Origin of the sequence: Burkholderia aenigmatica, assembly GCF_048627025.1 — a bacterium.
Classification (GTDB): Bacteria; Pseudomonadota; Gammaproteobacteria; order Burkholderiales; family Burkholderiaceae; genus Burkholderia; species Burkholderia aenigmatica.
In genome coordinates this window covers 373,503-395,170 of record NZ_CP184469.1, presented here as the reverse complement: position 1 = coordinate 395,170, position 21,668 = coordinate 373,503, and the positions used below count along the sequence as shown (strand labels likewise).

Annotated in this window: 24 protein-coding genes; 5 read left to right on the top strand and 19 right to left on the bottom strand. The window is 66.9% G+C overall.

Going from position 1 to position 21,668, the window contains the following annotated elements; genetic code table 11:
* Window position 1 precedes the first annotated feature (1 nt).
* From ACN8ZM_RS18745 to ACN8ZM_RS18730, 4 genes are read right to left on the bottom strand one after another with little or no spacing between them, the layout of a single operon-like run.
* Entirely contained in the window at window positions 2-778 is a 777-nt protein-coding gene (locus tag ACN8ZM_RS18745; RefSeq protein ID WP_043180359.1) for an SDR family oxidoreductase, read from the bottom strand.
* Window positions 779-838: 60 nt separating this feature from the next.
* Window positions 839-2,116 carry an L-fuconate dehydratase gene (locus ACN8ZM_RS18740; protein ID WP_043180362.1) on the bottom strand — a complete coding sequence of 426 codons (1,278 nt, stop codon included), beginning with the start codon at window positions 2,114-2,116 and terminating at the stop codon, window positions 839-841.
* A 23-nt stretch (window positions 2,117-2,139) separates the two neighbouring features.
* On the bottom strand, window positions 2,140-2,982 hold the full coding sequence (locus tag ACN8ZM_RS18735; protein ID WP_043180364.1) for an ureidoglycolate lyase: 843 nt from the start codon (window positions 2,980-2,982) through the stop codon (window positions 2,140-2,142).
* A gap of 41 nt (window positions 2,983-3,023) precedes the next feature.
* Window positions 3,024-3,788, bottom strand: a complete 765-nt coding sequence (locus tag ACN8ZM_RS18730; protein ID WP_420212012.1) for an SDR family oxidoreductase — start codon at window positions 3,786-3,788, stop codon at window positions 3,024-3,026.
* A gap of 664 nt (window positions 3,789-4,452) precedes the next feature.
* Here ACN8ZM_RS18730 and ACN8ZM_RS18725 point away from each other — a divergent pair.
* From ACN8ZM_RS18725 to ACN8ZM_RS18715, 3 genes are all read left to right on the top strand, one after another.
* Window positions 4,453-4,743, top strand: a complete 291-nt coding sequence (locus ACN8ZM_RS18725) for a DUF3331 domain-containing protein (protein WP_043180367.1) — start codon at window positions 4,453-4,455, stop codon at window positions 4,741-4,743.
* A gap of 167 nt (window positions 4,744-4,910) precedes the next feature.
* The gene (locus ACN8ZM_RS18720) at window positions 4,911-5,897 is read left to right on the top strand and encodes an oxidoreductase (RefSeq protein ID WP_420212011.1); all 987 of its coding nucleotides are present in this window, start codon (window positions 4,911-4,913) and stop codon (window positions 5,895-5,897) included.
* Window positions 5,898-6,111: 214 nt separating this feature from the next.
* Window positions 6,112-6,411, top strand: a complete 300-nt coding sequence (locus ACN8ZM_RS18715; RefSeq protein ID WP_043180371.1) for a DUF4148 domain-containing protein — start codon at window positions 6,112-6,114, stop codon at window positions 6,409-6,411.
* Window positions 6,412-6,610: 199 nt separating this feature from the next.
* On the opposite strand, the gene ACN8ZM_RS18710 is transcribed toward ACN8ZM_RS18715, so the two are convergent.
* From ACN8ZM_RS18710 to ACN8ZM_RS18685, 6 genes are all read right to left on the bottom strand, one after another.
* Window positions 6,611-7,807: a TauD/TfdA family dioxygenase gene (locus ACN8ZM_RS18710; RefSeq protein WP_043180372.1), complete on the bottom strand. Its 1,197-nt coding sequence runs from the start codon at window positions 7,805-7,807 to the stop codon at window positions 6,611-6,613.
* A 22-nt stretch (window positions 7,808-7,829) separates the two neighbouring features.
* Window positions 7,830-8,786 carry an alpha/beta hydrolase gene (locus ACN8ZM_RS18705; protein WP_420212010.1) on the bottom strand — a complete coding sequence of 319 codons (957 nt, stop codon included), beginning with the start codon at window positions 8,784-8,786 and terminating at the stop codon, window positions 7,830-7,832.
* Between the two features lie 33 nt (window positions 8,787-8,819).
* Window positions 8,820-9,308 carry a thioesterase family protein gene (locus ACN8ZM_RS18700; RefSeq protein WP_420212009.1) on the bottom strand — a complete coding sequence of 163 codons (489 nt, stop codon included), beginning with the start codon at window positions 9,306-9,308 and terminating at the stop codon, window positions 8,820-8,822.
* 12 nt (window positions 9,309-9,320) lie between these two features.
* The gene (locus ACN8ZM_RS18695; protein WP_011354221.1) at window positions 9,321-10,286 is read right to left on the bottom strand and encodes an L-carnitine dehydrogenase; all 966 of its coding nucleotides are present in this window, start codon (window positions 10,284-10,286) and stop codon (window positions 9,321-9,323) included.
* A gap of 88 nt (window positions 10,287-10,374) precedes the next feature.
* Entirely contained in the window at window positions 10,375-11,304 is a 930-nt protein-coding gene (locus tag ACN8ZM_RS18690; RefSeq protein ID WP_175903626.1) for a 3-keto-5-aminohexanoate cleavage protein, read from the bottom strand.
* Window positions 11,305-11,383: 79 nt separating this feature from the next.
* Complete coding sequence (locus tag ACN8ZM_RS18685; RefSeq protein ID WP_043180377.1) at window positions 11,384-12,337, bottom strand: choline ABC transporter substrate-binding protein; 954 nt, start codon at window positions 12,335-12,337, stop codon at window positions 11,384-11,386.
* Between the two features lie 610 nt (window positions 12,338-12,947).
* Between ACN8ZM_RS18685 and ACN8ZM_RS18680 the strand changes: the two genes are divergently transcribed.
* Window positions 12,948-14,531, top strand: coding sequence for an isocitrate lyase (locus ACN8ZM_RS18680; protein WP_043180378.1), 1,584 nt, complete (start codon window positions 12,948-12,950; stop codon window positions 14,529-14,531).
* 81 nt (window positions 14,532-14,612) lie between these two features.
* Here the strand turns inward: ACN8ZM_RS18680 and ACN8ZM_RS18675 are convergent, their stop codons facing one another.
* Complete coding sequence (locus tag ACN8ZM_RS18675; protein WP_420212008.1) at window positions 14,613-15,509, bottom strand: LysR family transcriptional regulator; 897 nt, start codon at window positions 15,507-15,509, stop codon at window positions 14,613-14,615.
* A 121-nt stretch (window positions 15,510-15,630) separates the two neighbouring features.
* Between ACN8ZM_RS18675 and ACN8ZM_RS18670 the strand changes: the two genes are divergently transcribed.
* On the top strand, window positions 15,631-16,074 hold the full coding sequence (locus ACN8ZM_RS18670; protein WP_205822321.1) for a DMT family transporter: 444 nt from the start codon (window positions 15,631-15,633) through the stop codon (window positions 16,072-16,074).
* Window positions 16,075-16,089: 15 nt separating this feature from the next.
* On the opposite strand, the gene ACN8ZM_RS18665 is transcribed toward ACN8ZM_RS18670, so the two are convergent.
* The 8 genes from ACN8ZM_RS18665 to ACN8ZM_RS18630 all read right to left on the bottom strand — a co-directional run bounded on the left by ACN8ZM_RS18665 (window position 16,090) and on the right by ACN8ZM_RS18630 (window position 21,578).
* Window positions 16,090-17,307, bottom strand: coding sequence for a porin (locus ACN8ZM_RS18665; RefSeq protein ID WP_420212007.1), 1,218 nt, complete (start codon window positions 17,305-17,307; stop codon window positions 16,090-16,092).
* 121 nt (window positions 17,308-17,428) lie between these two features.
* Complete coding sequence (locus ACN8ZM_RS18660) at window positions 17,429-17,557, bottom strand: aldehyde dehydrogenase family protein (protein ID WP_420212639.1); 129 nt, start codon at window positions 17,555-17,557, stop codon at window positions 17,429-17,431.
* 48 nt (window positions 17,558-17,605) lie between these two features.
* Window positions 17,606-18,046 (bottom strand): c-type cytochrome, encoded by a 441-nt coding sequence (locus tag ACN8ZM_RS18655; RefSeq protein ID WP_230624242.1) that lies wholly within the window; start codon window positions 18,044-18,046, stop codon window positions 17,606-17,608.
* Window positions 18,047-18,147: 101 nt separating this feature from the next.
* Complete coding sequence (locus tag ACN8ZM_RS18650; RefSeq protein ID WP_420212006.1) at window positions 18,148-18,648, bottom strand: c-type cytochrome; 501 nt, start codon at window positions 18,646-18,648, stop codon at window positions 18,148-18,150.
* On the bottom strand, window positions 18,645-19,190 hold the full coding sequence (locus ACN8ZM_RS18645) for a methylamine dehydrogenase light chain (protein ID WP_089475427.1): 546 nt from the start codon (window positions 19,188-19,190) through the stop codon (window positions 18,645-18,647). Before ACN8ZM_RS18645 ends, ACN8ZM_RS18650 begins: the two co-directional genes overlap by 4 nt.
* Before the next feature lie 39 nt (window positions 19,191-19,229).
* The gene (gene mauD, locus ACN8ZM_RS18640) at window positions 19,230-19,862 is read right to left on the bottom strand and encodes a methylamine dehydrogenase accessory protein MauD (RefSeq protein ID WP_174936500.1); all 633 of its coding nucleotides are present in this window, start codon (window positions 19,860-19,862) and stop codon (window positions 19,230-19,232) included.
* Entirely contained in the window at window positions 19,859-20,413 is a 555-nt protein-coding gene (locus ACN8ZM_RS18635) for a MauE/DoxX family redox-associated membrane protein (protein ID WP_420212005.1), read from the bottom strand. Before ACN8ZM_RS18635 ends, mauD begins: the two co-directional genes overlap by 4 nt.
* 7 nt (window positions 20,414-20,420) lie before the next feature.
* Window positions 20,421-21,578: an amine dehydrogenase large subunit gene (locus ACN8ZM_RS18630; protein WP_420212004.1), complete on the bottom strand. Its 1,158-nt coding sequence runs from the start codon at window positions 21,576-21,578 to the stop codon at window positions 20,421-20,423.
* Between the last annotated feature and the right edge of the window lie 90 nt (window positions 21,579-21,668).

Genomic DNA, 21,668 nt, shown 5'->3' with positions numbered 1-21,668 from the left:
CTTAGCCGATCGCACGGTCGAGATGCGTATAGCCGCCGTCGACGAACAACCATTGGCCCGTCGTGTGCGATGCGCGTTCGGACAGCAGGAACACGGCCGTATCGGCAATTTCCTCGGCCGTCGTGAAGCGCTTGCCGAGCGGCACCTTGCCGGCGATGGCGGCCAGCTTCGCGTCGGGATCGTCGAAACCGGCGAGCCAGTTCCGGTACAGCGGCGTCATCACCTCGGCCGGGATCACCGCGTTCACGCGCACGCCGTCGTCGCGCAACGCGACGGCCCATTCGCGCGTCAATGCAAGCTGCGCGCCCTTCGCTGCGCAATAGCCGCTCGTGTTGCCCTGCCCGGTCACGGCCGTCTTCGACGACAGGTTGACGATCGCGCCGCGCGTCGCCTTCAGGTGCGGCACGCAGTAGTGCGCCATCACGTAGTAGTGGATCAGGTTGCGTTCGAGCGACGCGACGAACGCATCGCGCCCGGCATCGAGCCCGATGCTGTCGTTGACGCCCGCGTTGTTGACCAGGCCGTCGAGGCGGCCGAAACGCGCGATCGTTTCCGCAACCGCGTCGCGGCACCGCGCATCGTCCTGCAATTCGACGGACACGCACGTGGCCTGCGGCTGCTTCTGCACGAGTGCGCGCCAGAACGCATCGTCGGGCGCGTGGCGCGCGAACACCACCGGGATCGCGCCCTCTTCGGCCAGCCGCATCGAGATCGCGGCGCCGATGCCCGACGCGCCGCCGGTCACGATCACGACCTTGTGTTGCAGATTCAAATCCACTTCGCGTCTCCGTCGTTCATGTTGTCGGCACGCATGACGCGCGTCGCGCGCGGCCGTGCTTCAGCCGCGGAACCGGTATTGCTCCAGCGATTCGGGCTTCATCTCGATCGAGAAACCGGGCGCCGTCGGCGGCATGTACGCCGCGCCGCGCACCACGCACGGCTCGACGAAATGCTCGTGCAGGTGATCGACGTACTCGGTCACGCGCCCTTCCTTCGTGCCGGAAATGCACACATAATCGATCATCGACAGATGCTGCACGTACTCGCACAACCCGACGCCGCCCGCATGCGGGCACACGGGCAGCCCGTACTTCGCGGCCATCAGCATCACCGCGAGAATCTCGTTCACGCCGCCGAGCCGGCACGCATCGATCTGCACCACGTCGATCGCGCCGCGCGCGATGAACTGCTTGAACAGCACGCGGTTCTGGCACATCTCGCCGGTCGCGACCTGCACCGGCGCGATCGCCTCGCGGATCTTGCGATGCCCTTCGACGTCGTCGGGGCTCGTCGGCTCCTCGATGAACCAGGGCCGCGCGAACGCCAGCTCGCGCACCCAGTCGATCGCTTCGTCCACTTCCCACACCTGGTTCGCATCGATCATCAGCTTGCGATCCGGGCCGATCACCTCGCGCGCGATCGTCACGCGGCGGATGTCGTCTTCCAGGTTCGCGCCGACTTTCAGCTTCACGTACTCGAACCCCGCTTCGACGGCTTCGCGGCACAGCCGCCGCAGCTTGTCGTCGCTGTAGCCGAGCCAGCCGGCCGACGTCGTGTAGCACGGGTAGCCGTCGCGCTCGAGCAGCGCGATCCGTTCGGCCTTGCCCGGCGCCTGCCGGCGCAGCAGGTCGAGCGCTTCGTCCGGCGTCAGGCAGTCGGTCAGGTAGCGGAAGTCGATCGTGCGCACCAGCTCCTCGGGGTGCATCTCGGCCACGAGCCGCCACAGCGGCTTGCGTTCGGCTTTCGCCCATAGATCCCATACCGCATTGACGACGGCGCCCGTCGCCAGATGGATCGCCCCCTTGTCGGGGCCGATCCAGCGCAACTGGCTGTCCGACGTGACGTGGCGCCAGAAGCGGCCCATGTCCGCACGGATCCAGTCGAGGTCGAGGCCGACGACGAGGTGACGCATCGCGTCGATCGCCGCGCAGCAGATCTCGTTGCCGCGCCCGATGGTGAACGTGAGCCCGTGACCTTCGAGCCCGTCGCGGTCGGTTTCGAGCACGACGTAGGCCGCCGAATAATCGGGGTCCGGATTCATCGCATCGGAGCCGTCGAGCTGGCGCGAGGTCGGGAAGCGCACGTCGAGGACGCGCATCGATCGAATGATAGGCATGACGAATCGTCCGCGAAAGTAAATCAGGCCTGCACGGTGCGCTGGCGTTGCTCGCCGAGACCGTCGATGCCGAGCGTGATCACCTGCCCGGCGCGCAGATAGACGGGCGGTTTCTGCCCGAGACCGACACCCGGTGGCGTGCCCGTCGAGATCACGTCGCCCGGCTGCAGGCTCATGAAGCGGCTCAGGTAGCTGATCAGGTGCGGCACGCGGAACACCATCGTCGCGGTCGTGCCGTTCTGGTAGCGATGGCCGTCGACGTCGAGCCACAGCCGCAGCCCATGCGGATCGGGCACGTCGTCGGCCGTCACGAGCCACGGACCGAGCGGCCCGAACGTGTCGTTGCCCTTGCCCTTGTCCCACGTGCCGCCGCGTTCGAGCTGGAATTCGCGCTCCGACACGTCGTTCACGACGCAGTAGCCGGCGACGTGCGACAGTGCGTCGCCTTCCGCGATGTAGCGGCCGCCCTGGCCGATCACCACGCCGAGCTCGACTTCCCAGTCGGTCTTCTCCGAGCCGCGCGGAATCTCGACGTCGTCGTTCGGCCCCGAGATCGCACTCGTCCATTTGCCGAACACGACCGGCTCCTTCGGTACGTCCATCCCCGATTCGGCCGCGTGGTCGGAATAGTTGAGCCCGATGCAGATGAACTTGCCAACGCGGCCGACGCACGCGCCGAGCCGCGGCGTGCCTTCGACCAGCGGCAACGACGACGGTGGAATGCCACGCAGCCGCGCGAGCGAGGCCGGTAACAGCGCGTCGCCGGCGATGTCGTCGATCACGCCGGACAGGTCGCGGATCTGGCCCTGCGCATCGAGCAGGCCCGGCTTTTCGTGGTGTTTGTCGCCAAATCTCAGCAGTTTCATGTCGTCTTGAGCGGAAACGGAAAGTGAAGGGGAAAGCGCGGTCAGTTTGACCAGCCGCCGTCGATCAGGTGGATCGCGCCGGTCGTGAACGACGCTTCGTCGGATGCGAGGTACAGCGCGAGCGCGGCCACTTCTTCCGCGCTGCCGATGCGGCCGATCGGCTGGCGCGCAACGAACGCCTGGCGCACCTCGTCGGTGGACACGTGGCGCGTGCGCGCCTGGTCCGCGATCCGCTGCTCCAGCGACGGCGACTCGATCGTGCCCGGGCAGATCGCATTGCAGCGGATGCCCCGCTCGACGAAATCGGCGGCCACCGCCTTGGTCAGCCCGATCACGGCCGCCTTGGTGGTGCCGTAGACGAAGCGGTTCGGCACGCCCTTCACGCTCGATGCGGCCGACGCCATGTTGACGATCGACGCGCCGCCGGCTGCGAGCATCGCGGGCAGCAGCGCGCGGATCAGCCGGTACATCGACGTGACGTTCAGGTTCAGCGAGAACGACCATGCGTCGTCGTCGCAGTCGAGGATCGAGCCGTGGTGCACGAAGCCCGCGCAGTTGAACAGCACGTCGAATGCGCGCTCGCTCGCGGCGAGCGCCGCGACGTCCTGCGCATCGGTGACGTCGAGCCGCCGCGTGGTCAGCCGGCCGCCCGCGCGTTCGGCGTCGGCCTCCAACCGCACGAGCGCGGCTTCGTTGATGTCGGTCGCCAGCACGTCGGCGCCCTCACTCGCGAACCGCAGCGCGGTCGCGCGGCCGATGCCCTGCCCGGCCGCCGTCACCAGCGCGCGCTTGCCCTGCAATCTCATGAGCAACTCTCCCGAAAAAGCCGGCCGCCCGTCGGCCGATTGGCACAAAGGACTAAAGGTCCAACCAATCATAGGAAGTGATTTCGCGTTTGTCACGGAATCGGGATTCAGTATTTACCCGGGCGGGGAAATCGGGCGGTTGCGCAAAGATTCGGCATTCGACGGTGCCCGGGAGCCCATCCAGGGATCCGCGCAACGCCAATACCGGCGGGTTTCCTGGCCGATTGACGGCACACGCCCGGTGCCGCAGCGCGCCAAACTGACAAAAAAGTCATGTTCGCGTCAGGGTCTCAACGGGATGCGCGCGCCATCATGGCGTACCGGACTGCGCCTCCGGTCCATCGCCACCCCGCCCGCGTTCGATCCCTGCGGGCACCTCCGTCCCCCGGCGATGGGCTCCGTGACTGGGCGAGCAGACACGGCGCGCAGGCCGATTTTCCGCCCCGGACTTCGTGTCCGGGGCGTTTTTGTCTGTGGTTTCCCAAGAAAATAAGCGTGGATTGTTTCTAAATCGGCAAAAGGTAATTTGAGCCAGACAGGATGTTTTTTCCGGTCACAGACGCTTACATTTAGCGCACCACTCATGGAAACCGCTACGGATTCGCCATCGGGTAGTGACATCCACTGCCACGGCCGAACCGCACGAGCTTTAGGAAACGGCAAAATGAAGGCCTCCAAATCCCTGCCTGCGCTCGATCCCGCCGACGTCCACGTCGAAATCCTCGAACGTTCCGATACGCTGCTCGTCGTCCGCTGGGTCGAGCCCGGCCGCTGTCATTACGGTGAACAGCGCTGGCGCCGCCGCTTCGCGCAACGCACCGGCACCTGCGCGCTGTCGCGTCAGGTGATCCAGCGCGGCGACGAAGTCTTCCGCCCGGCCGAGCGCCCGGCACCCGCGAACGCGGCCGCGATGATCTCCGCCGCCGAAGTGCTCGCACTGGCCGGCGGCAGGTAAATCCTGCCGGCCGCGCGTCACGGCACGCGGCACCCTACGATGCGCCAGCGCTAGAAGCGCCGGTCTAATTCCCCCGCTTGTCTGCCACGCCCGCGCACACTATCGTTACACCACTCAATGTAACGATTACGCGCCGCGGCCGCCCGGTCGCGCCGATGGAGGCAGACATGCATGCATGGAGCGCGCGCCACGTCCCGGCGCAAGGCGGCAAGGTCGCGGTCGTGACCGGCGCCAACAGCGGGCTCGGCTGGCAACTCGCGGAAACGCTGGCCGCGAAAGGCGCGACGGTCGTGATGGGCTGCCGCGACGCCGCCCGCGCCGCGCAGGCGGCCGACGCGATCCGCCGGCTCCATCCCGATGCCCGCGTCGAAGTCGACGCGCTCGACCTCGCCGATCTCGCGTCGATCGCACGCTTCGCGGCCGATGTGGCCGAACGCCATGGCCGCGTCGACATCCTCTGCAACAACGCCGGCGTGATGTTCCTGCCGCGGCGCCAGACGCACGACGGCTTCGAGATGCAGTTCGGCACCAACCACCTCGGCCATTTCGCGCTGACCGGCCATCTGCTGCCCGCGCTGCGCGCCGCCCGCCGGGCGCGCGTCGTGACGATGTCGAGCGGCTTCAACCGCGGCGGACGGATCCGCGTCGACGACCTGCGCGCCGAGCACCGCTACAACCGTTATCTCGCCTATTGCGACAGCAAGCTCGCGAACCTCGTGTTCGCGATCGAACTGCAGCGCCGGTTCGAGCGCGCGGCATTCGCCGGGATCAGCGTGGCCGCGCACCCCGGCTACGCGGCGACCAACCTGCAGTTCGCGGGCCCGGCGATGGACAGCTCGCCCGCCCGTGCCGCGCTGATGCGGGCCGCGAACCGTTATCTCGCCCAACCAGCCGACCAGGGTGCGCTACCCGCGATTCATGCGGCAACCGCGCCCGATCTCGCGGGCGGCGCGTATCTCGGGCCGTCCGGCTGGTTCGAGTCGCGCGGGCTGCCGGCGCCCGCGCGCGTGCCGCGTGCGGCGCGCGACGTGGCCTCGGCGGCGTTGCTGTGGGAAGCCTCGGAAGCCGCGACGGGCGTGCGTTTCCTCAGTTCGGGCGCGCCGGCCGGACGCGCGCCGGGACGACCGTTCGACACGACGGCCGAGGTGCGCTGAAACACGCATCGCCCTCCGTCACAATCTTCATACTTATTGCATCACCCGAAAAGAAAGCAGGTTGAAAGCCTGATTTGACGCGCTACTGTTACCACCCAGGAAACAATCTATCGTCAAAATCAGCGTTTACCCTGAACCCTCCGATGACTAAGATTTGATCAATCGCTTAAGACATGGTGTCGCGAGCGAACTCAATAAAACACCGGAGGTCATCATGAAATCGCTCGTTTCCGCAGTCGTTGCCGCTGCCGCCCTGTCCGCTTCGTTTGGCGCATTCGCTCAAAGCACCGTGACCCGCGCTCAAGTGCGCAACGAACTGGTTCAGCTCGAAAAGGCCGGCTACAAGCCGGGTCTGGCGAGCCCGTACTACCCGAACGACATCCAGAGCGCCGAAGCGCGTGTTCATGGTGCCGACACCAGCGGCTACGGCGCACAACCGGCTCCGGCCGTCCACTCGGGCGCCCCGGCTGCAGCGTCGTCGAACGCTCGCGACTCGATCTTCTTCGGCCAGTAAGCCGATGCGCCCTCGGCGGGCGCCGCGCGTCGCGCGATGAAGAAATATCCGGACGAGCCCCCTTGCGGGGCTCGTCCTTTTTTATGAAACGCATACCTCCGCCGCCCGGCAACGGGTGGCTTCGCCCGGGCGCCTCGCGTCCGGGCGCTTTTTCATTTCCGAGGGATGCGTGCTAGCAGGATGAAGCCGCGCGCACCCGTCAATGCGGCACGGCCGCGGCGGGCGCCGAACGCGACAACACGCGCCACCGCGACAGCAGCTCGTCGCGATCGATGTAGCAGCCCTGCAGGTGCCGGCGGCCGGTGGACGGATCGAACTCCGTGCGCGCATGCATCACGCGCCGGTTGTCGAACGCCCACATGTCGCCCGCCCGCAGCCGGCGCTGCACGCGAAAACGCGGCTCGCGCGCGAGCGCGAGGAACCGCCGGTACGCACGATAGACGGCCGCGACCGAGCCGGCCGGTGCATCGAGCGGCCCGCGCAGGAAGTTCGCGACGCGCACCTCGGTGACGTTGCCGCGCGCATCGAGCCCGATCACCGGCGCCGAGCAGCGGTAGTCGCTGTGCGCACTCTTGTTCCAGAACTCGAACGGCGTCGACGCGAGTTGATCAAAATCGGCCGGATGCTCGCGCCGCAGCGCATCCGCGAGCGCGAAGCCGTCGAGGAACACGCTGTCGCCGCCGGTCGCGTCGTTCGCGAGGCAATGCAGGAACTGCACGCCCGGCTGCAATTCGCGGGTCGGCAGATCGGTATGCGGCGGCAGGTTCAGCGACGTATACGCATTGCTGTCCGGACGCGGCTTCGATTCGACGTCGAACAGCACACCGAAATTGCTCTCGCGAATCAGGCCGATGCGGCGCGCGATCTCGTCGACACGGCCGCGCTCGGCCGGCACGCCTTCGACGAGCGTCAGCCCGGTGCGTTGCAACGCGGCGAGCCACGCGAGCAACGCGCCGTCGTCCTCCATCACGTCGCGCCACGCGAACACGCCGATGGCCGTCGCGTCGTCGCCGGCCCACACGTGCCGCCCGTGCGCGGCCTGGCGCTCCGCGCGCGACGCGTCGTCATACGCATGCGCGCGCAACCAGCCGGGCGACCACGCGCTGCGATGCCCGTCGTTCCACTCGACATGCAGCGCGCCGTCGGTTTCGACGTGCACCGTGAGCGCGGCGAGATCCTCGCGCGCGTCGGCGATCTCGAACACCTGTTCACGCGTGACGGCGTGCACGCACGCGGAACACGCGCAGTTGTCGCGCAGCCAGTCGAAATGAAACGGCGATCGTCGCGTGTCGCTCCACTCGACGTCCACCGCGCCATCGGCGATCGTCGCCGCTGCAATGGCCGCGTCGGCCGAAAACGTCCGCCAGTCCTCGATACGGTGTTGCGCTGCCTGCATCGTTGCCTCCCGGAAACGCCCGCTACGCGTGTGGTGCGAGCAGAAACCCGCCGACCGTCCGGTGCAGCCGCGCCGCCTGCGGGCTCGTTTTGAGCGCGCGCCAGCAGCCGTGCACCAGCCCCTCTCCCATCCAGTAGTGCGCGACACCGCCGGCCGCGCGAATCCGTTCGACGTACACGCGCGCATCGTCGCGCAGCGGATCGTGTTCCGCGCCGATCGCGAGCACGGGCGGCAGGCCGTCGAAACGCGCCGCCGCGAGCGGCACCGATGCGCGCAACAGCGGGTTGCCGTCTCCCAGCGCATCGAGCAAGCCGCCTTCCCAGTACAGCGCGCGATAGCGATGGACGTCGTCGAGCGTCAGCATCGGCGCGTGCGCTTCCGTTTCGCGCGCGGGCGATTGCGGTTCGAACCCGAGCATCGGATAGACGAGCGCGATGCCGTCGACACCGCCTTCGTCCGCATCGCGCAACGCGGTGGCCACGGCTGCCGCGAGCATGCCGCCCGCGCTGTCGCCCGCGAGCGTCAGCGGCTGCGCGCACGGCCCGAACGGCCAGCGCGCATCGCGCGCGGCGCGCGTGACATCCAGACAATCTTCGAGCGCGGCCGGCGCGCGATGCTCGGGCGCCAGCCGGTAATCGACTGCGATCACGTCGAGCCCCGTATCGGCCGCCAGTTGCGCGGTGATCAGCGCATGACTGCCGAGCGAGCCGACGACGAAGCCGCCGCCATGAAAGAACAGCACGGTGCCGCGCGGCGCACCGTGCGCGGACGTGTAGCGCCGCAGCGCGATCGCGCGGCCGTCGGGCGCCTGCCAGACGGCGTCCTGCTGCACGATCCCGGCCGGCAGCGCGGCCGGGGTCCATTCGGCCGCGAAGCGGTCGTAGAGGCGGCGCTGCTCGCCGGCCGAGCGTGCCGCCGCGTCGGCCGGATACCACGCGTCGACGGCTGCAACGAACGTCGCGATTTCCGGTTCGAGCATCGTGTGCGTTCCGCGGTCGAAGGTTCGCGCCGCCTAGCGGCGCGGCGGCAGCCCGATCACGCGGCCCGCATACGCGGGTGCCGCGCAATCGCGCTGCAACGCATTCAGCTCGGCCACACGCGCGGCCACGTCGTCGTCGAACGGCGCCGACTTCGTGCCGTCGCGCGTATCGACGTGCAGCAGCATCTGCTCGCTCGCCGATACCGCGCCGTCATGCCCGGCCGCGAACAGTTCGAGATACAGGTGCAGCCGCTTCGCGTCGTGCGCGAGCACCCGCGCATCGACGCGCACCTGCGTGCCTTCCTTGATCTCCTGCAGGTAGTTCACATGCGCTTCGAGCGTGTAGACCGAGCGGCCCCGCTCGCGACGCGCGGCGTCATCGAGGCCGATGCGATCCAGCAGCGCATCGGTCGCGAAGCTGAAAATCAGCAGGTAGAACGCATCGCGCAGGTGGCCGTTGTAGTCGACCCATTCGGGTCGCACGACGTCGCGGTAAATCGTCAGCGGGGTATCGCCGGTCATCGTCTCTCGTCCTCAGTCTTCGAATCGCATGCCGTGCCGCGCCTTCACCGCGGCGATCGACTTCAGCACCTCGGTGATGCACTCGTCGCGATAGCGTTCGAGTTCCTTGATGCTGCGCGTGCCCTGCTGTTCGGTCGTACCTTCGACGACGCTGTCGATCAATGCATCGGTGAGCGTGGGCGCGACCAGCTTCGTCCACGGCAGTTCGAGCGCGGGGCCGAACTGCTGCATGAAGTGTCGCATGCCCGCGTCGCCGCCGGCGAGCGTGTAGGTCAGGAACGTGCCCATGAACGACCAGCGAATGCCCGCGCCGAAGCGGATCGCGTCGTCGATCTCGCCGGTCGTCGCGACGCCTTCGTTGACGAGGTGCAGCGCCTCGCGCCACAGCGCTTCGAGCAGACGATCGGCGATGAAGCCCGGCACTTCCTTGCGCACGTGCAGCGGCCGCATGCCGAGCTTGCGATAGATCTCCATCGCGCCTTCGACCGCTTCCGGCGATGTGCGCGCGCCGCCGAGCACCTCGACGAGCGGCAGCAGGTAGACGGGATTGAACGGATGGCCGACCACGCAGCGCTCCGGATGCGTCGCCCGCGCGTAGAAATCCGTCGGCAGCAAGCCCGACGTCGACGACGCGATGATCGCGTCGGGCTTCGCCGCGCGGCTGATCTGCTCGTGCAGTTCGAGCTTCAGCGCCTCGCGCTCGGGCGCGCTTTCCTGGATGAAATCCGCATCGGCGACGCATGCCTCGATCGTCGATACGAAACGCAGCCGTGCAGGATCGGCGCCGGGCGCCAGGCCGACGCGTTCGAGCGCGGGCCACGCGTTCGCGACGTTCGCGCGCAGCCGCTCTTCCGCGCCCGGTGCCGGGTCCCAGACGACCACGTCGAGACCGTGCGCGAGCGCGCGGGAAATCCATCCGCTGCCGATCACGCCGGTGCCGATGGCGGCGAACGTCTTGATGTCGGTCTTCACAGCCATGTCAACGCATCCTTCAAATCAGGGGAAATCGGTGGGCGGCCGCGCCTGTGCGTGCCGCCGCGTCATGTCAGTCAGTCGGCGAAACCGCTCACGCGAACTCGGCGATCGCACGGCGTTCGAGCGGACGCTCGCCGCGCGCCGGCAAGCCGAGCTTGCGGCGGCCTTCGGCCGGCGTCAGCACGCGGCCGCCGAGCCGTTCGACGATCTCGCGCGCGCGCTCGACGAGCGTGCCGTTGGTCGCATGCACGCCACGATCGAGCCAGATGTTGTCTTCGAGGCCGACGCGCACGTGACCGCCGAGCAGCATCGCCTGCGCGACCATCGGCATCTGCATGCGGCCGATCCCGAAGCCGGCCCAATGCGCGCCCGGCGGCAGGTTGTCGACCATCGCCTTCATCGTGCCCGTGTCGGCCGGTGCCCCCCACGGGATGCCGAGGCACAGCTGGAACAGCGGCGGATCGTCGAGCAGCCCTTCCTTCAGCAGTTGCTTCGCGAACCACAGATGGCCCGTGTCGAAGATCTCCAGCTCCGGCTTCACGCCGAGTGCCTGGATGCGCTTCGCACCGGCGCGCAGCTGCGCGGGCGTCGACACATAGATGTAGTCGCCGTCGCCGAAATTCAGCGTGCCGCAATCGAGCGTGCAGATCTCGGGCAGCAGCTCCTCGACGTGCGCGAGACGCGTGAGGCCGCCGACCAGGTCGGTGCCCTTGCCGAAACGCATCGGGTCCTCGCCCGGGCCGATCTCGAGATCGCCGCCCATGCCGGCCGTCAGGTTGATGATCACGTCGACGTCGGCCGAGCGGATGCGGTCGACCACTTCGCGGTACAGGTTCGGGTCGCGGCTGCCGCGCCCCGTCTGCGGATCGCGCACGTGGCAATGCGCCACCGTCGCGCCGGCCTTCGCGGCCTCGATCGCGGCGGCCGCGATCTCCTTCGGCGTGACCGGAATCGCCGGATGCTTGCCGACCGTATCGCCCGCGCCGGTGACGGCGCAGGTGATGATGACTTCATGGTTCATGCTGGTTGCCTCGCTTGAATCAGGTTGTGTCGCAATGCGGATGTTTCGTCAGGGCGCGCCGGGTGCGGCGCGCAAGCCGTCACAGGCCGAGATATGCCTTCACGGCCGGCAGCCCGTCCTTGCCGTCGAACGTCTTGACGCCCGCGAGCCACGGATCGAGCACCTGCGGGTTCTTCTTCAGGTACGCCTTCGCGGCATCGGCCGGCTTCGTCTTGTTCATCACCGACTGCATCAGCTGGTTCTCGAGCTGCGTCGAGAAGCGCAGGTTCGTGACGAGCTTGCCGGCGTTCGGGCAGCGCGAGATGAAATCGGGCGCGGTGAGCGTGTACACGCGCGCTTCGCCGTAGTTCGGCCCGAACGACGCGTCGCCGCCAGAGAGATAGTTCATGCTGAGCTGGATGTTCATCGGATGCGGTTCCCAGCCGAGGAAGACCACCCACTTCTTCTCGCGGATCGCGCGCTCGACCGTCACCAGCATCCCGGCCTCGCTCGATTCGACCAGCTTGAAGCCGCCGAGCCCGTACTGGTTCGTGTCGATCATTTTCTGGATCGTCGCGTTCGCGCTGCTGCCCGGCTCGATCCCGTAGATCTTGCCGTCGAGTTCCGCGCGGTGCTTCGCGATGTCCTCGAAGGTCTTCAGGCCGGCCTGGTATTCGTAGCTCGGCACCGCGAGCGTCGCCTTCGCGCCCGACAGGTTCGGCGGTTCGACGACGTTGATCGACTTGTTGTCGAGGAACGGCTGGAGCTGCTTCTGCTGCACGGGCCACCAGTAGCCGAGCGACACGTCGAGCTGCTTGCTCTTCAGGCCGGCGAACGAGATCGGCACCGACGCGATCGTCGTGGTCGGCTTGTAGCCGAGCGCCTCGAACACGGTCGAAGCAAGCGCCGTGGTCGACGTGATGTCGGTCCAGCCGATATCCGCGAAACGCACGGTACGGCACGTCGCGGCATCCGTTTCGGCCTGCGCCGCTTGCGTGAACGCGCCGGTCGCCAGCACGGCCGCGGCAAGCGCGGCGATCTTCGTCGACTTCATGGTTCGGTTCCTCCCGGTTGGACTCGCGGCAGCCGGTGCGCGGGGTGTGCCCGGCCTGCATCGTGGGAGTAAAAGTAACGAGCCATATTGGCCGCGAGAAGACCGGCGGCGACCTGTTCTTGACTATTTGCGACTATGAGTGGAAACCACTAGGTTTCTTGAGAGGCTTGATGGACGGGGTTTTCATGGGAATGACAGATGGATTCAGCTTGTCCACATGCGGCGCGACATATTCCCTTCTGCCGGGCAGGGACGGCGTGCCGGTGCAGCGCCGGGCTCGGGGCGTGCGCGCCGCACCGACGAACGGGTGTCATGGGCACGTGTGAAGCTGGCCCGGCCTCCAGCAGCCGAAAGCGCGTTTCGTATTGCGGAATCCACGTCGAATTCCCGCGCCGCCGCCTTTTCGTCGCTTGAAAACTTGTTTTGCATTGCAAAAATCGCAACGTATCCCATTGAAAAACAAGAAAAAATAATGTCTTATGTCTTATATAAGACATCGCCAAAAGCTCAACGGGCGGCGTTACTATTTATCCCATGCAGTTCGCTTCGACAGACGTAGCGGGCACGCTCAACCAGTTACCCAAACGCGCTTTGCTCTCAGGAGATTGACATGGCCCAGTATCAAGACGACATCAAGGCAGTTGCCGGTTTGAAAGAAAACCACGGCAGCGCGTGGAATGCGATCAGCCCCGAGTACGCCGCCCGCATGCGTGCCCAGAACAAGTTCAAGACGGGCCTGGACATCGCCAAGTACACCGCCAAGATCATGCGTGCCGACATGGCCGCCTACGACGCCGATCCGGCCAAGTACACGCAGTCGCTGGGTTGCTGGCACGGCTTCATCGGCCAGCAGAAGATGATCTCGATCAAGAAGCACTTCAACAGCACCGAACGCCGCTACCTGTACCTGTCGGGCTGGATGGTCGCTGCGCTGCGCTCCGAGTTCGGCCCGCTGCCGGACCAGTCGATGCACGAAAAGACCTCGGTCAGCGCGCTGATCCGCGAGCTGTACACGTTCCTGCGCCAGGCCGACGCCCGTGAACTCGGCGGCCTGTTCCGCGCACTCGATGCCGCCACGGACGCTACCGCGAAGGCCGCGATCCAGGACAAGATCGACAACCACGTCACGCACGTCGTGCCGATCATCGCCGACATCGACGCCGGTTTCGGCAACGCGGAAGCCACGTACCTGCTGGCCAAGCAGTTCATCGAAGCAGGCGCCTGCTGCATCCAGATCGAAAACCAGGTGTCCGACGAGAAGCAGTGCGGCCACCAGGACGGCAAGGTCACCGTGCCGCACGAGGACTTCCTCGCGAAGATCCGCGCGATCCGCTACGCGTTCCTGGAACTGGGCGTGGACGACGGCATCATCGTGGCCCGTACCGACTCGCTGGGCGCCGGCCTGACCAAGCAGATCGCCGTGACCAGCACGCCGGGCGACCTGGGCGACCAGTACAACGCGTTCCTCGACTGCGAAGAACTGTCGGCCGATGCACTGGGCAACGGTGACGTCGTCATCAAGCGCGACGGCAAGCTGCTGCGTCCGAAGCGCCTGCCGAGCAACCTGTTCCAGTTCCGCGCCGGCACGGGCGAAGCGCGCTGCGTGCTCGACTGCATCACGTCGCTGCAGAACGGCGCCGACCTGCTGTGGATCGAAACCGAAAAACCGCATATCGCACAGATCGGCGGCATGGTCAGCGAGATCCGCAAGGTCATCCCGAACGCGAAGCTGGTGTACAACAACAGCCCGTCGTTCAACTGGACGCTGAACTTCCGTCAGCAGGCGTACGACGCGCTGAAGGCAGCAGGCAAGGACGTGTCGGCCTACGACCGTGCGCAGCTGATGAGCGTGGAATACGACGAGACGGAACTGGCCAAGCTGGCCGACGAGAAGATCCGTACGTTCCAGGCCGACGCATCGCGTGAAGCAGGCATCTTCCATCACCTGATCACGCTGCCGACGTACCACACGGCTGCACTGTCGACCGACAACCTGGCCAAGGAATACTTCGGCGACCAGGGCATGCTCGGCTACGTGGCCGGCGTGCAGCGCAAGGAAATCCGCCAGGGTATCGCCTGCGTGAAGCACCAGAACATGTCCGGCTCGGACATCGGTGACGATCACAAGGAATACTTCAGCGGCGACGCAGCGCTGAAGGCGGCAGGCAAGGACAACACGATGAACCAGTTCTGATTCCGGTCATCTCCAGGCGAAACGCCAACCCTTCGGGGTTGGCGTTTTTTTTATCCGGCGCAATCGCGCGCGGCGTGCTCGTCAACCATCGACCTGCGTAATTTCCGCGACCACCCGCACGAACACATCCGCCAGCACCGTCGGCTCGACCGGCACCACCAGCGCGCACACCGACCTTGCGTCTTCATCCCCAATCGGCACGAAGACGACCCCGTCGATCCCGAGGCTCGCCATCCGTTCCGGCACGATCGCCACGCCGTGCCCGGCCGCGACGAGATTCAGCATCGACGTCTTCGGCGACACGATTCGGGCGGCAGCCGGGACGAATCCCCGCTTCAGGCAAAGATCGATCACGACGCGCGCGAGCCCGCCCCGCTCCCGATACACGGCCGATACGAACGGCTCGTGCCGCAGCCGCGAGATCGCCGTGCGCTTGCGGCCGGCCAGCGGATGCTCGGCCGGCACCGCCACGCACAAACGCTCGGCCGCGAGCTCGACGAAGCGCACGCGCGGATCGCGGCGCAGCACCGGCAAACGAACGATCCCGATATCGGCGTTGCCGTTCGCGATCTCCAGGACCTGATCCTCGGACGATGCGCGGTCGAGATCGATCCGCGCGCCCGGACACGCGCTCATGAAGCGCTCGAGCACCGGCATCAGGCTGCCGACGGGAACGGTGCTGGAATGCAGGAGCCGCAATACGCCCGCCTCGCCGCGCGACAACTGCGCGCCCTCGTCGGCCGCGGCGGTCAGCGTTGCCGGAATCGACGCCACGCGGTCGCGATAGATTGCGCCGGCCGGCGTGAGCCGCACACCCCTCGGCTCCCGGTCGAACAGCAGGAACCCCAGTTCGTCTTCCAGTTGACCGATCTGCCGGCTGAGCGCCGACTGCGCGACGTGAAGCGCGCCCGCGGCCGGCGTGAAGCCGCCGAGATCGGCCACGGTCAGGAAATACTGGATTTGCCTCAACGATGGCATGCCGAAATGAGATGGATAAGCGCCTGATTTGATATTTGCGTTATACCGTCGCGCTTCCCAGAATGGAAGCCTGCCGTGCCGGACCCACCGTCACCGCCACCTCGCCGGAGCCGCCCTCGTCGTGACTACTCTCCTGTCCTATCTGCTGGTCGTTGCCGCCGGTGTCAGCGTGGCATTGCAACAGGTGCTCAACGCCAACCTCCGCGCGCAGCTCGGCTCGCCGTGGTGGGCCGGCTCGGTCAGCTACCTCGTCGGCCTGGCCGCGATGCTCGCCGTCGCGCTCCTGTCCCCGCATCCGCGCCTGAGCGGCACCGTCACCGGTGCCGGGTCGTGGTTCAGCTGGACCGGCGGATTGTTCGGCGCGGTGTTCGTGGGCATCGCGATCCTGATGGTGCCGCGACTGGGCGCCGCGACGACGCTCGCGCTGATCGTCGTCGGGCAGATGACCGGCGCGCTCGCCTTCGACCACTTCGGCGTGCTCGGCATCCAGCAGCATTCGGCCAGCCCGATCCGCATGGCCGGCGCGGCGTGCCTCATTCTCGGGGTGGTGCTGGTTCGCGCGTGACGCGTCCGCGCCCGATCAGAAGTTGTGCTTCAACCCGGCCGTCACCGCCAGTTGCCGACGGCTGGTCGAGTTCGGCAGGTTCGGAATCTGCGCGTAGTTCGCCGAGCCGCCCGTCACAGGATCGGTGCCGATGCCGTGCCCCGCCGCCTGCTGGAAGATGCCGACCGTATAGAGCGTCGTCTGCTTCGACAGGTTGTAGGTCATGCCCAGGTTCGCCTGATGAAACTTCGGCGAACCGCTCGCGTCGCTCTTCATCGCGTTGTAGATATACGCGGCGCCCAGCGTAAGCGCCGGCGTGACGGAGAAAGTCGCGTTGACCTCGACGATGTCGAAGCGCGCGTCGGCGCCATGCGGATGCGTGGTATCGGCGAAGTACAGGCTGTCGTCGAGCGTCGTATGCGTATAGACGACGCCGAGCGTCGCCGGCCCGATCGCATACGACCCGCCCGCGCCGATCGCCCTCAGCGCGCGCGCGTTCTGTAGCTGACAGTACATGGCTGCCGGATTCGAACACGCGAAATCGCCGATATAAGCTTGCGCGCCGCCCAGCGCCGCATCGAGCGGATGATTCAGGTCGAGCACGCCGACGCCGAACGAGAACGGCGCGTGGTTGTAGCTCGCCGCCAGCGCCCAGCCGCGTTGCCGCGAAAAATCCCCGGCGACGCCACCGAACGAAAACGTGCCGCTGAACGCAAACCCCGCCACGGTGGGGCTCGCGTACTGCACCGCGCTGTTCAGGTTCAGCGCCGCATTGAGGTTGTCGACGTCGCCGATATGCGCGCCATACAGCGTCGCCCACGGAATGCTCGACGCGTACGGCGCGAGCGTCGTCGTGTAGGAGTCGAACTGGCGGCCGATCGTCAGCGTGCCGTAGCGATCGTTGGTCAACGCAATCCATGCGTTCTGGTTGAACAGCGTATCCGCCTGCAGAAGATTGCCGTTGTTCATCCAGAAGCTGTTCTCCAGCTTGAACGCGACAGCCGTGCCGCCGCCGAGATCCTCGTTGCCGGTCAGGCCGATGCGCGGCGGTGCGAGGTTGCCGCCCGTCAACTGAACGTTGCGGCCGCCGCGTACCGCACCATCGGCGCCCGTCGTCTGCTGGTTGTTCGTGATCGTGATGCCGGCGTCCACATCGCCATACAGCGTGACGCTGCTCAACGCATGCGCCCCTTGCGTGACGGCGAGCGCCGCCACCGCCGCCGCGATCCTGCGCGGCGTCGTCAGATCCTTCATCGGTCGTCTCCCCCTGATACGTCGTATCCGTGTCGCGGCGCATACCGGAATCGGAATGCGCCGGCCCGTCAGCATGCGTGCGCGGCCGAAGTACCGGCCACGCACGCACCCGCCGCTACGCTCATGCGTAGTTCATCATCACCGACTTGCTTTCCGTGTACTGGTCGATCGCAGCGCGCCCCAGTTCGCGACCGAAACCCGCCTGCTTCATCCCGCCGAACGGCATCGCGTTGTCGAGCAGCGGGAAAATTTCGTTCGTCTCCATCTTCGATCTTCCTCGAGTTCCTGAATGGGTTGGTCAGTAGCGATCGGCGACGCCGTCGATCCCGCGTGCCTGCAACGCGCGAACGAGGCCGGCGCGCACGGTCGCGACGTCGGAAAAGGCAGGACGGCGATGCGCGGCGACTTCGGCGGCCGTATAAGGCTTGAAGTCGCGCGGCAGCGCGTCGCGGTTCAGGGTCGTGAGTACCCAGTTGAGCACGTCGGCCAGATCCTGGTCCGACAGCGCCGAGTTAGACGCGCCGGGCACGCGCATCACGTACTCGCGCCCGGCCGGCAGATGCGTGAAATAACCGAGCGAGTTCGCGAGCGGCGGTACCTTGCCGGGGATACCGCCACCCGTCGCCGTGTGGCAGCCCATGCAGTTGAGCACCCAGTGCTGCCGCGCGAGCGTCGCGTCCGCCGCGCCTTCGGCATGCACGGGTGCTGCGGCCAAACCGACCACCGCCCCGGCCAGCATCAGCAGCGACGACAGGCGACACGACACACTGCCGAGCCACGACGACTCCGCGCACCGCGTGAGCGATGCGGCGTCGCCAACACGAGGCGCGCGGGCGAGCCTCACAGGCCGAGCCCCTTGACGACGACTTCGCGTTGCGCATGCACGGCCGTGCCGTCCATCGCCTTCGCGCGCGCCGCGCGGATATCGGCCGCGGTGAACGGCTTCGCGTCGCCGTGCTGCGCGTTGAGATCGAACACGACGTAGTTGAGCACGTGCGCGATGTCGTCATCGCTCGCGCTCGCAAACGACGGCATCTTGAAGTTGTAATGCTTGTCGCGCACCTTGATCTCGCCGAACATCCCGTGCAGCAGCGTCGCGACCAGCTGCGCGCGCCCCGCCTCGGCCGTCGCGTACTTGCCCGGATACTCGGTCAGCGGCGGCGCGAGGCCGTCCTGCCCCTTGCCACCCGCCTGATGGCACACCGCGCACTGCGCGTCGAACACGCTCTTGCCGGCCGGGTAATGCACGGTTTCCTGCGCGCCGGCCGCGCCCGCCAACACGAAGGCCGCCACGGCCGTCAAGCATACGACGGCGATCTTTCCAGCTTGCTTCCCTTTCATTGTTTTGCAGCTCCCAGCAGAACCGAAACCGAACAGTGATAGTTCGAATTACCGTTGGCCATGCACCAGTTGATGTCGTTGTTCAACGACAGCTTGTACAGCGGCTTCTCGCGCTCGTTGCGGTTGCAGAAGCACTTGCCGCACGACGTCTTGCCGCAGCAATCGTTGTACGACACGATGTAGTCCGAACCGTCGTGCGGATTGCGGCACGTGCCGATCCACGTGATCGGCGATGGCGTCGTGCCCGGCGGGCAACTGCTCGACGTGCCGCCGCAGCAGCTGCACAGCCAGCCGTCGATCGCGCAGTATTTCCAGTAGTCGCAGCTCATCGGGTCATCGCTTGCCGCCGTTGCGGCGCCGCCCGATGCCGCCGACGCGCCCGACGCCGCATCGGCCGCATACGCGGTGCGATCGACCGGCAGCAGCGGCAGCATCGCCGATCCCACCAGCACCTTGCCGAGCTTCGCCATCGCGCTGCGCCGCGAACTGTGCTGCGCGACGCCGCGCGCCGACCGCTCGAACCATGAATCAAACAGGCCCATGTCGTTGTTCTCCCTTGACGTTGAAAGAGGGTCGGCCGGTCATGCGTGCTGCGCGTGCGCGTCGTGGTCGTGGCCGTGATCGCCATGCACGAACTGCTGCAGCGATGCGACGCCGCGCTCCTTCGCCTCGAACAGGCTCTCGAGATGCTCGCGCGTGTTGACGAGCCCCTTCGCGCGCACCGTGCCGGTTTCATCGAGTAGCACCGCATACGGCAGCTTGCCGATCTGGTACGCGAGGCCGAGCTCCTGCGACAGCACGTACGGGAAGCGCCCGAGATCGTGCTTGCGCGCGAAGCGCGTGTGTTCGTCGACCTCGCCGTCGCTCGCGAGCACGATGTTCACCGGCGTCGCTTCGCTCGCCTGCAGCGAGGGCAGCAGCGGCAGCAGCTTCTTGCAGACCGGGCACGTCGGCGACAGGAAGAACAGCAGCGTCGCCTTGCCCGACGCCTCGAAGCCGCCGACCTTCACCTGCGAGCCGCGAATGTCGGTCAGTTCGAAGGTCGGCGCGATCGCGCCGACTGCCGGCCCCTTGTCGATCATCAGCGCGCCGGCCGGCATGATGCGTTCGTACAGGATGCCGATCTGGCGCACGAGCGCGAGACAGATCGCGCCGAGCGCGAGGACGGCCACCCACAGCAGGGCGGTGGAAACGGTGAGAGCGGTTTGCATCATGAATTCCTCAAGTGGGAAAGGCGCGGGTCGTTGGCGAGCAGCACGTCGACGGTGAGCAGCGCGCAGACGATCAGCAGCACGGAGAAGAACAGCGTCAGGTAGTCGAACCACACGACCGCGCGTGCGCCCGGTTCGACGAGCGCGGTCGCGGCCAGCGCGGCGAGCAGCAGCGCGCGCCCGGCATGCAGCCAGCCGATGCCGCGCGGTGCATCGGTGCGTGCCGCTGCGAAGCCGGAACAGCCGCAGTCGATGTCGGTGTGGCCGCGCAGGAGATTGATCGCAATCGCGGCGGCGAACGCCAGCAGCAACGCGATCAGGCCGAGCGCGCCGGCCGTGCGCGTATCGGGAAACAGCAGCGCCGCGGCGCCGACGACTTCCGCGAGCGGAATCGCGAACGCGACGGGCGCGGTCAACGCGTCGGGCAGCAGCCGGTAGCCGGCCAGCGCCTGGCTGAAGGCGGCGGGCCGGCGCATCTTCGCGACGGCACCGAGCAGCACGACGACGGCAGCGCCGGCCTGCGCGCTGGTGGCAAGGACGGGATCGAGTGTCATCGCGGCCTCACGGGTTGACGAGCAGCGACGACGTATTGCCGATCTGCTTCTCGACGTGCTGCAGCTTGCCCGTGCGCGCATCCAGCACGACGAGGTCGGACGTCGCCGTCAGCCCGTAGAACAGCGGCTTGTCGTCCTCGCTGACCTGGATCGACACGAGCGGATCGATCTTCTGCTGCGCGAGATCCCAGCGCGCGATGCGCTGTTTCGACTTCAGGTCGACCACCCACACCTGCGTGCCGGGATCCTTGTGCGAGCCGTCACCGCCCTTGTGCATCAGCACGTAGTAGCGGTTCTGCCTGGCCTGCACGGCGGTCTGCTGCATGCCGCCCGGGCGCCAGCCTTCGGCGCGCTCGGCGTCCGTCAGCAGCGGCCACGACTTGCCGAATACCGGCTTGTCGCCGCTGAAGTCCGCGCTGCGAACGTTGCCGCCGTAGGTCGTGAACAGGTAGTCGCCCTTGTAGCGCGACGCGTTCACGAACGCCGGATCCTGGTCGACGTCGATGAACGCCTCCGACATCGCGCGCTTCGTTTCCTTGCCGTTCGCATCGAGCGTGACGGTCAGCGCCTTGCCGCTTTCGCACAGCGCGGTGAAGCGATCGTTGCCCGACGGATAGGCGAGCACGCAGGCCGCCGTGTCGATTTCCGACAGCACCTTCTTCGATACGGCGTCGATCACCGTCACCGACGCGGCCGGCGTGATGTTCGCGACGTACAGCCGCTTGCCGTCCGCGCTGAACGCCGTGTTGTACGGCGACGGCACATGCTGCGCATGCTTCGCCGGAATCGCGATCTCGCCTGCGTGATCGAGCGTCGTGTTGTCGGTCATCTCGACCACGTCGGTGCGCGTGCCGTGCGAGCCGCGCGAAAAGTAGGTCGTCGCGACGAAGCTGGTCCGGTGATCGGGCGAAATCGCGAAGCCGGGGCCGAAGCCGCCGTCGATCTGGCCGAGCAGCTTCTTCGCATCGGCGTCGTACGCGTAGATGCGCCCGTCGGTCATCGACGGCATCGAGATGTCGACGATATAGACCTCGTGCGGATGCCACGGCGGCATCTTCTGCACGACCAGCTCCTCCGGTTGTTCCGTCGCGTTCGCGCTGCCGATCCATGTCGCCGCGAACGCCAGCGTCGCCGCGAGCACCGCGGTTCGTCGCCTTGTTCTCATGTCGCCTCCAGTTGGGGAATCACGTGATGTGGGGCGACTGTAGTTCGACAATAAATCCGGTCAGCACCCGGACCGGCACCGCGTGCGTGC

Excerpts from the sequence above, each read along its gene's own strand:
- ACN8ZM_RS18740 (WP_043180362.1), bottom strand. The coding sequence starts at position 2,116 with ATGCCTATCATTCGATCGATGCGCGTCCTCGACGTGCGCTTCCCGACC.
- ACN8ZM_RS18735 (WP_043180364.1), bottom strand. The coding sequence starts at position 2,982 with ATGAAACTGCTGAGATTTGGCGACAAACACCACGAAAAGCCGGGCCTG.
- ACN8ZM_RS18730 (WP_420212012.1), bottom strand. The coding sequence starts at position 3,788 with ATGAGATTGCAGGGCAAGCGCGCGCTGGTGACGGCGGCCGGGCAGGGC.
- ACN8ZM_RS18725 (WP_043180367.1), top strand. The coding sequence starts at position 4,453 with ATGAAGGCCTCCAAATCCCTGCCTGCGCTCGATCCCGCCGACGTCCAC.
- ACN8ZM_RS18720 (WP_420212011.1), top strand. The coding sequence starts at position 4,911 with ATGCATGCATGGAGCGCGCGCCACGTCCCGGCGCAAGGCGGCAAGGTC.
- ACN8ZM_RS18715 (WP_043180371.1), top strand. The coding sequence starts at position 6,112 with ATGAAATCGCTCGTTTCCGCAGTCGTTGCCGCTGCCGCCCTGTCCGCT.
- ACN8ZM_RS18710 (WP_043180372.1), bottom strand. The coding sequence starts at position 7,807 with ATGCAGGCAGCGCAACACCGTATCGAGGACTGGCGGACGTTTTCGGCC.
- ACN8ZM_RS18705 (WP_420212010.1), bottom strand. The coding sequence starts at position 8,786 with ATGCTCGAACCGGAAATCGCGACGTTCGTTGCAGCCGTCGACGCGTGG.
- ACN8ZM_RS18700 (WP_420212009.1), bottom strand. The coding sequence starts at position 9,308 with ATGACCGGCGATACCCCGCTGACGATTTACCGCGACGTCGTGCGACCC.
- ACN8ZM_RS18695 (WP_011354221.1), bottom strand. The coding sequence starts at position 10,286 with ATGGCTGTGAAGACCGACATCAAGACGTTCGCCGCCATCGGCACCGGC.
- ACN8ZM_RS18690 (WP_175903626.1), bottom strand. The coding sequence starts at position 11,304 with ATGAACCATGAAGTCATCATCACCTGCGCCGTCACCGGCGCGGGCGAT.
- ACN8ZM_RS18685 (WP_043180377.1), bottom strand. The coding sequence starts at position 12,337 with ATGAAGTCGACGAAGATCGCCGCGCTTGCCGCGGCCGTGCTGGCGACC.
- ACN8ZM_RS18680 (WP_043180378.1), top strand. The coding sequence starts at position 12,948 with ATGGCCCAGTATCAAGACGACATCAAGGCAGTTGCCGGTTTGAAAGAA.
- ACN8ZM_RS18675 (WP_420212008.1), bottom strand. The coding sequence starts at position 15,509 with ATGCCATCGTTGAGGCAAATCCAGTATTTCCTGACCGTGGCCGATCTC.
- ACN8ZM_RS18665 (WP_420212007.1), bottom strand. The coding sequence starts at position 17,307 with ATGAAGGATCTGACGACGCCGCGCAGGATCGCGGCGGCGGTGGCGGCG.
- ACN8ZM_RS18655 (WP_230624242.1), bottom strand. The coding sequence starts at position 18,046 with ATGCTGGCCGGGGCGGTGGTCGGTTTGGCCGCAGCACCCGTGCATGCC.
- ACN8ZM_RS18650 (WP_420212006.1), bottom strand. The coding sequence starts at position 18,648 with ATGAAAGGGAAGCAAGCTGGAAAGATCGCCGTCGTATGCTTGACGGCC.
- ACN8ZM_RS18645 (WP_089475427.1), bottom strand. The coding sequence starts at position 19,190 with ATGGGCCTGTTTGATTCATGGTTCGAGCGGTCGGCGCGCGGCGTCGCG.
- mauD (WP_174936500.1), bottom strand. The coding sequence starts at position 19,862 with ATGATGCAAACCGCTCTCACCGTTTCCACCGCCCTGCTGTGGGTGGCC.
- ACN8ZM_RS18635 (WP_420212005.1), bottom strand. The coding sequence starts at position 20,413 with ATGACACTCGATCCCGTCCTTGCCACCAGCGCGCAGGCCGGCGCTGCC.
- ACN8ZM_RS18630 (WP_420212004.1), bottom strand. The coding sequence starts at position 21,578 with ATGAGAACAAGGCGACGAACCGCGGTGCTCGCGGCGACGCTGGCGTTC.